We start from the raw sequence: 7,837 nt of genomic DNA, 5'->3' as shown, positions 1-7,837 counted from the left end.
CCCTGTGTGCCTCCTACCTGCCCCACTACATGATTCCCTCCGCCATTCTCCGTCTGGAGGAAATTCCTCTCACCGCCAACGGGGCAGGGACGGGGCATCGGCCCCCTCCAGGAGGGCGGCGGTACGCCGGGCGGTGCGGCAGGTGTACAGGTCGGCGACCCGCAGGGAGCGGCCGGTGGCCTGGGCAATTTGGCTGAGAGCCTCCATGGCGTTGAGGGAGTTTCCGCCAAAGAGGAAATAGTCGCTGTCCACCCCCAGGTCAGGACGGCCCAGAACCCGGCGGAAGATGGCCAGCAGGCCTTTCTGGGCCGGGGTTTGGGGCTGGGCGTCGGAGTGGACGGTCAAATCGGGGCGGGGAAGCAGGGCCTCATTGATCTTCCCGTTGGCGGTGAGAGGAATTTCCTCCAGACGGAGAATGGCGGAGGGAATCATGTAGTGGGGCAGGTAGGAGGCACACAGGGAGAGCAGCTCCACCTCGGGAATGGGGGAGTCAGAAGTGTAGTAGGCTACCAACGCATCCTGTCCGCTGTGGTGCTGTACCGCGGCAGCCGCCTGTTTTACCTGGGGATGGCGGCACAGACAGGCGGAGACTTCCTGGGGCTCAATACGCAATCCCCGCAGCTTGACCTGCCGGTCGGAGCGGCCGGCCAGCACAAGCTCCCCCTCCGGTGTCCAGCAGGCTAGATCGCCGGTGCAGTACAGGCGATCTCCCAGGGAGAAGGGGCTGTCGGAGAAGCTCTGAGCGGTCAGCTCCGGGGCGTTGCGGTAGCCCCGGCCCACACACACGCCGCCCACATAGAGGTTGCCGAACACGCCGATGGGCAGGGGATTGCCCCAGTTGTCCAGAACGTAGAGCTTGCAGTTGGCCATGGGGCCTCCGGCTGTGATGAGGGAGGCATCATTGAGCTGCTTGACGCTTACCGCCACCGTAGCCTCAGAGGGGCCGTACTGATTGTAGATCCTGGCTCGGGTGCACAGACGCAGAGCCTGGAGCAGATCGCTGGGAAAGGCCTCGCCGCCGCATACCAGGCTCTCCATCCCGGCCATCGCTGCCTTAAAGACGGGATCCTTCAAAAAGGCAGCCAGGCGGGAGGGGGTGGTGGAGAGGAAGCCGGCGCCAAAGCCGGTGATTAGTCCGGCTAGGGCCTGGGGAGACTCCAACTGAGCATCCTCGGGGAGGAGGATGGTCCGGCCGTTGAGCAGGGCGGTGGCGCTCTCCAGAAGGAAGGCGTCAAAGCCTACGCTGCACACCGACAGCACCGCCCCTTTGCCGTAGATGGGCTCCATAGCACAGGCCAAATTGAGTAGGGAGCGGCGGCAAATTTCCACCCCCTTGGGAGTGCCGGTGGAGCCGGAGGTGTAGACCACATAGGCCAGCGCATCATCTGGGACAGACACTGGCGGCAGACTGGTGGGGACGGGTAGGTGGGAGAGGTCCACTATGGGCAGGGCCCCGGCAGACACAGATGCCAGCTCAGGGGTGGTGAGCAGAGCGGCCGCCTGGCTCTGATGGAGAATTTCACGCAGTCGGTTTTCCGGAAGATTGGGGGGCAGGAGGAGAAAGGCTCCCCCTGCGCGTAAAATCCCCAGCATGGAGGCATAGAGGTCGGGACACCGGGGCAGCAGAACGGCCACCAGGGTCTCTGGAACATTACAGATGGGTTGGAGGACGGCATGGACCTGGGCAGCCCGCTCCTCCAGCTGGCGGTAGGTGGTCCGTTCTCCCTTCCAAATCAGGGCGGCCCGGCTGGAATTTTGGCGGACATAGCGCTGAAAGCGGCCATATAGGCTGGCCTCATAAATGGGACTTGCCGAACGGTTAAAGGTGTAAAGGACCCGTTCCCGCTCCTCCGGACTCAGCACGGCCAGCTGGCAAATGGGGCGGTCGGGGGCAGCCAAGGCCTCCCGCAGGATATTGACCAGACAGGAGTGGAGAATCTCAATGTCCTGGGCAGTAAAAAACTGGGTAAGGTAGTCATAATCCACCGAGTAGCGGCGGTTGTCCTCCAAATTGCTTAGGTGAATGCAAAGCTGCTCCAGCTGATATCCGCTGTAGTGCCAGCGGCCGGAGAACATCACCGAGGCGTCCCGCCCCTCCAAAAGCTGGCTGTTTTGGTAGGAAAAGGCGATGTGAAACAGCCGCTCTGGGCAGCTGCCATCCTTGCTGGAGAGTGCCTGAATGTGGGAGAAGGGGAAGCTCTGGTGACGGAGCATATCAAACCAGCTCTCGTTGAGGTGGTCGCTGAACTGGTTTAGGGTCCACTCCCCGGAGATCTGGTTAAAAAAGGGCAGAGTGCTGACGTACATGCCGCTGGTCTGCTTGGCGGCAAAGTCCTTCCGGTTAAAAATGGGCACCCCAATGGTAAAGTGGTCGGCGCCGCCTACCCGCTTAAAGTAGATGGCCAGGGCCATATAAAAGACGGAAAAAGGGGCCACCCGGTGGTTGACGCAGAAGGTGTAAATGGCGTTATTCAGATCCTGGGGCAGGTCGAAGGCCAGCCGCCGTCCCACGTAGCTGACGGCGGCGCCCCGCATGGACTTGAGTACAGAGGGTTCCCCAGCCTGACGCATGGCCTGGGCCCAATAGGCCTGATCCTTGGAATAGCTGGGGGAGGACAGGTATCGCAGCTCCTCCTCCACGTGGGCCTGGTAGCTGGGGATGGGGTCCAGGGACGGCTGTTTTCCCGCCAGAAGATCCTGATAGACCTGACCGATCCGGTTGCAGAGCAGGGCTTGGGTCCAGCCGTCGGAGATCAGGTGGTGCATTTTAATGACCAGTCCCCCGGAATTTTCCCCGGTCCGCAGCAGAACAAAGCGGTACAGGGGTGCGTCTAAAAGGGGCATGACCTCCCGGGTAAAGGCCTCCTCCCAGCTCTCCAGCCCCTCCAGGCTGGACTGGGAGAAGTCGTAGATGGGAATGGGCTCGCGCTGAAAGGGGGCCTGATACTGCACGGGTTTCTGATCAGAAAGAGTGATGCGGGTGCGAAGGGAGGGGTCCCTCTCCAGAATGAAATTGACACTGTGCTGCAAAGCGGAAAAGTCTACCTGTCCGCGAATCTGTAGGGTTGTGCAGATGTTGTTGATGGAGGTGTCAGGACAAGAGCGCTCCACATCCCAGATGTTCTGTTGACTGAGGGAGAGGGGGAAAAACGCTGTCGTGGAGTCATACACAGTATCCAATGAAATGGCACCCTTTCTGTTGACATAAAAATGGAGAAAAACACCCACATTATTTATACAAGTTTCCCCGGGAAAAAGCAAGGGAAAGAAGGGAAAATGTTGAAAAAAGGAGTTTAAATTGAAAAGAAATAAAATTTTGTCACAAGAAAAAATAAAAAAATTACAATAAAATAAAAAATTTGAAACAAGTGATAAAAATGTTACCATTTAAGCCGTAATTGCTGGTAGATTATGCAAGGTTCATTTGCGCCATTGGGGCAAAATGTGGTATAATCATCCAAAATCCAAAGTTGTCCTCACTGCAAGTGGGGGCAGTGATGAGAGGGAGGATGTAACTGTGAAAGGACGAGCCGAGGAATTGGCCGAGATGGTGCGTACCCTGCAGGGCTGGGTGAACGAGAGCCGTTCCATCGTCTTTTTTGGCGGGGCGGGGGTGTCCACGGAGAGTGGGATCCCTGATTTTCGCAGTGTGGACGGCCTGTACAACCAAAAATACGATTATCCTCCAGAGGAAATTCTCAGCCGCAGCTTTTTTGATGCCAGGCCGGAGGAGTTTTACCGCTTTTACCGGGACAAAATGCTCTGTCTGGACGCAAAACCAAATCCGGCCCATGAAAAATTGGCTCAGATGGAGAAGATCGGGAAGCTGCGTAGTGTAGTGACACAAAATATTGACGGCCTGCACCAGCGGGCCGGGTCGGAGCGGGTGTGGGAGCTCCACGGCTCGGTCCACCGCAACCGCTGTATGCGCTGCGGCAAGGCCTATCCGGTGGAGTATATCCGGGACAGCCAGGGGGTGCCCCGGTGCTCCTGCGGCGGAACGGTCAAGCCGGAGGTGGTGCTCTACGAGGAGTCCTTGGACGGCCGGGTGATGGAGGGAGCTCTGCAGGACATCCAGAACGCAGACATGCTCATCATCGGCGGGACCTCTCTGGCGGTCTATCCGGCGGCCAGCCTGGTGCGCTATTACCGGGGGCACCGGCTGGTGCTCATCAATAAAAGTCCCACCCCCTACGATTCCCACGCAGACCTTATGATTCCCTACCCCATCGGTCAGGTGCTGGGTCAGATCCGAGTTTAAAGGGACACAGCGGGTGGAGTAGAAGTTAGGAGCGTATGGATTATGAAAACCATCCTGCATGAACAACGGCGCAGCAGCATCATTGTGGCAGTGGCCACTGTGGTTCTGGGTCTGGTGCTGCTGTGCTGGCCGGACCGTTCGGTGCAGATTTTATGCATGCTGCTAGGTGCAGCTATTTTCGTTACAGGCATTATCTACTTCCTGGGCTGGTTGGCCCGGCGTCAGGAGGGACTGCCAGCCTTTTTCCTCCTTCCGGGGGTAATTTTGTGTGCTCTGGGGGTGTGGTTGATGACCAGCCCGGCCTCAGTAGTTCTGCTGGTGCAGTATATTTTTGGTGCGATCCTCCTGTTCCATGGGGTGCTGGATCTTCAGGCAGCCTTCGCGCTGATGCGCCGGCGGTGGGAGCGGTGGTGGCTGGATCTGATATTGGGTGTGCTCACCCTGGCCTGGGGCCTTCTAATTTTACTGCGTCCCCTGGGGACCTTTTCCGCTCTGGTCATGCTCATTGGGGCTGGTCTGGTGTTTGACGGGGTCAGCGATCTGGTCCTGATCAGGCGGCTGAGTCGGGCGTTCCGGGAGTGGGAGGAACAGCAATAAAAGCAATCAAATGGAGCATGTGGTATCTCACTTCTCAGGGTCTTCATAAACGAGCGGAGAAGGATTCCCTTCTCCGCTCTTGCATTTTCAGATTCCAGCATGTATAATTTTCCTCAATTAAACCTTTTGGGGCGGGGTCCCAGTGCGTTTTTGCACGTAGAGAGAGGAAGGGAAACAATGCTAGAAACCATTACCAATGTAAATAAGCTGGTCAACGGGTTTGTGTGGGGCCCGGTGATGCTGGCTCTGCTGGTTGGCACGGGGATTTTCCTCACGTGCCGCACTGGCTGGGTCCAGGTGCGCTGGTTCGGTTACATTATGAAAAATACCGTTGGCTCCCTGTTCCGCAAGCAGGAGAAGGACCACGGCAACAACCTCTCCCCCTTCCAGGCGGTGACCACCGCTCTGGCGGGTACGGTGGGAACGGGCAACATTGCCGGCGTCACTGGGGCTATCTTTGTGGGTGGTCCGGGGGCGGTGTTCTGGATGTGGGTGTCCGCCTTTTTTGGTATGTGCACCAAGTATGCCGAGATCGCGTTGTCCATGAAGTTCCGGGTCACCGGGGAGGACGGACGCTACAAGGGCGGCCCTATGTACTACATTGAAAACGGTCTGGGCAAGGGCTGGAAGTGGCTAGCGGTCCTATTTGCGCTGCTGGCGGGCATCGCCTCCTTCGGCATCGGCAACATCGCCCAGTCCAGCGAAATTGCCGGTGCCATGTCTGGCCTGTTTGGCCTGGATTCCTTGGTTACCGGAGTAATTTTGGCAGTGATTGTAGCCATCGTGGTCATTGGTGGGGTGCAGCGCATCGGCCAGATCACCTCCTACCTGGTGCCCTTTATGGCCATCTTCTATATTCTGGCGGGAGTGGCGGTTATCATCCTGCGTCTGCCCCAGATTCCCTCTGCCTTTGCCACCATCATCAGCGCCGCCTTCAGCTTTGAGGCGGTGGGCGGCGGCGTATTCGGCTACGCCATCGTGGTGGCTATGCGTCAGGGCTTTGCCCGGGGCGTGTTCTCCAATGAGGCCGGTTTAGGCTCCGCCCCCATCGCTCACGCCGCCTCCTCCACTGAGGAGCCGGGTGAGCAGGCCATCTGGGGCGTGTTTGAGGTGTTCATCGACACTATTGTCATCTGTACCATCACCTCCCTGGCGGTGGTCCTCTCCGGCCTGGAGCTGGGGGAGGCCGCATTGAAGACCTATACCTCCAACGGCGCTGCGGCAGTAGCCGCGTTTAATACCATTCTGCCCGGCAATTTGGGGGGGATGGTCATCCAAATCAGTATGCTGTTCTTTGCCCTGTCCACCATTTTGAGCTGGAGCTATTACGGAGAGCGCTGCTGGGGTTACCTGAGCGGCAACAATAAAGGGGTAGACCTTTGCTACAAGATCCTCTTTGTTCTGATGTGCCTGGTGGGCGCCACCGGTTCGGGCTCCCTGATGTGGGATGTGGCCGATACCCTCAACGGCATGATGGCAATTCCCAACCTCATTGCCCTGCTGCTGCTGTCCGGAGTTGTGGTTTCCATCACCAAGGACTATTTCCGGGATAAAAAATAAAAATAAACAGATACCCCGCCTTCCAATCTGGAGGGCGGGGTATTTTATTTAACAGAGTCTCGGGCCAATTGTTCCAGTTCCCGGAGAAGGACGGGGCGACTATTTTCCAGTTCCCCCTGGGAGACTTCTTCCAGAAGCTGGGCCAGTGCCCTGCCGATGGCAGGGCCGGACAGCCCCACGGCCAAGGCATCCCGGCCGTTCACCGCCAGCTCCCGGAGAGAGAGGCAGTGGGGCCGTGCCAAAAGGGTCCGGGCGGCTTGAAGTGCTCCATCCACATCAGCGGTACCCTCCGGATGGGGGGCACAGGTCAGAGCGTCGGCCCGCTTGAGGGCCAGCAGATCGAATAATACGTCCTGACCCAGCCGGGCCAGCCACCGGCCCGCCCACTGCTCCGTAGGTTCCACGGGCAGGTGGTGGCGCTGGATGAGGACAAGTGCCCGGTCCCGGGTGGCCCCATCTGCTCGTAGCCGTTCCAGGGCCTGGCGGGCCAGGGTGACGCTGTGGTCCGGGTGGCCGTAGAAGTGGCCCACGCCCTGTTTGTCCAGGGAGAAGGAGGCGGGCTTGCCCACGTCGTGGAGAAGAGCGGCCAGACGGAGGGCGGGGACAGGGGGCACTCCGGAGAGGGTTTTGACGCAGTGGGTGTATACGTCATAACAGTGGTGGGGACTGCGCGGGTCAAAGCCGATGGAGGGGGCCAGCTCCGGAATGATCTGGGCGGTCACCTCCGGGAAGTCCAGCAGGACCTTCTCGACCCCCGGCGCGCAGATCAGGCGGGAGAACTCCCTGAAAATCCGCTCCCAGGCCACCAGGACAAGCTGAGGGGTGTGGCGGCGGATGGCATCTGATGTGGAGGTATCCAGCGTAAATTGGAGCTGGGCAGACAGGCGCAGTCCCCGCAGCAGGCGCAGCGCATCCTCCTCCAGACGGGTATCCGGGTCTCCCACACAGCGGACGATTCCCTCTCTCAGATCCCTTTGGCCATCAAATAGGTCGATAATCTGCCGTCCGTCCCAGGCCAGAGCGTTGATGGTGAAGTCCCGCCGGGCCAGGTCCTCCTCTAAGTGGGGGGTAAATTCCACCTGGTCGGGGTGGCGGTGGTCGGAGTAGCCGCTCTCCCGGCGAAAGGGGGTGACCTCCACGGGCATCCCCTGGGAGAGAACGGTGACTGTGCCGTGGCGTCCGCCTGTCTCGATGCACCGCAGCCCCTGACAGGCGGCTAGGATCTCCTCTGGACGGGCGGAAGTGGCACCGTCGTAGTCATGGGGGGACACCCCTCGTAAACTGTCCCGGACACAGCCGCCCACCAGCACCGCCCGGTGTCCTGCCCCCTCCAGGCGGCGGAGCACCTCCAGGGCTCTGGGGTCAAAGGACCACATTCCGGCCCCTCCTTTCCTGATTGGTGTGTCCTATCTTATCAGA

General features: G+C 59.3%; 5 protein-coding genes. 3 read left to right on the top strand and 2 right to left on the bottom strand.

All coding sequences use genetic code 11. The features are described from left to right. Positions 1–69 precede the first annotated feature (69 nt). Entirely contained in the window at positions 70–3,171 is a 3,102-nt protein-coding gene (locus tag B5E43_RS03350) for an amino acid adenylation domain-containing protein (protein ID WP_242964692.1), read from the bottom strand. Between the two features lie 376 nt (positions 3,172–3,547). Here B5E43_RS03350 and B5E43_RS03345 point away from each other — a divergent pair, with 376 nt between their 5' ends. The 3 genes from B5E43_RS03345 (at position 3,548) to B5E43_RS03335 (ending at position 6,418) form a co-directional block, all read left to right on the top strand. Beyond that, on the top strand, positions 3,548–4,261 hold the full coding sequence (locus B5E43_RS03345) for an NAD-dependent protein deacylase (RefSeq protein WP_087393644.1): 714 nt from the start codon (positions 3,548–3,550) through the stop codon (positions 4,259–4,261). Between the two features lie 42 nt (positions 4,262–4,303). Then, positions 4,304–4,858: a DUF308 domain-containing protein gene (locus B5E43_RS03340; protein ID WP_087393612.1), complete on the top strand. Its 555-nt coding sequence runs from the start codon at positions 4,304–4,306 to the stop codon at positions 4,856–4,858. A 177-nt stretch (positions 4,859–5,035) separates the two neighbouring features. Then, a complete protein-coding gene (locus B5E43_RS03335) occupies positions 5,036–6,418 on the top strand; it encodes a sodium:alanine symporter family protein (RefSeq protein WP_087393610.1) in 1,383 nt (460 codons plus the stop codon). 44 nt (positions 6,419–6,462) lie between these two features. Here B5E43_RS03335 and B5E43_RS03330 read toward each other — a convergent pair whose 3' ends face one another. Continuing rightward, positions 6,463–7,794, bottom strand: coding sequence for an HD domain-containing protein (locus B5E43_RS03330; RefSeq protein WP_087393608.1), 1,332 nt, complete (start codon positions 7,792–7,794; stop codon positions 6,463–6,465). Between the last annotated feature and the right edge of the window lie 43 nt (positions 7,795–7,837).

The organism is Flavonifractor sp. An100 (assembly GCF_002161175.1).
GTDB lineage: Bacteria > Bacillota > Clostridia > Oscillospirales > Oscillospiraceae > Lawsonibacter.
This window is presented reverse-complemented; position numbering and strand designations above follow the sequence as displayed.

Coding starts and splice junctions, on each gene's coding strand:
- B5E43_RS03345 (WP_087393644.1), top strand. CDS start 3,548: ATGGTGCGTACCCTGCAGGGCTGGGTGAACGAGAGCCGTTCCATCGTC.
- B5E43_RS03340 (WP_087393612.1), top strand. CDS start 4,304: ATGAAAACCATCCTGCATGAACAACGGCGCAGCAGCATCATTGTGGCA.
- B5E43_RS03335 (WP_087393610.1), top strand. CDS start 5,036: ATGCTAGAAACCATTACCAATGTAAATAAGCTGGTCAACGGGTTTGTG.
- B5E43_RS03330 (WP_087393608.1), bottom strand. CDS start 7,794: ATGTGGTCCTTTGACCCCAGAGCCCTGGAGGTGCTCCGCCGCCTGGAG.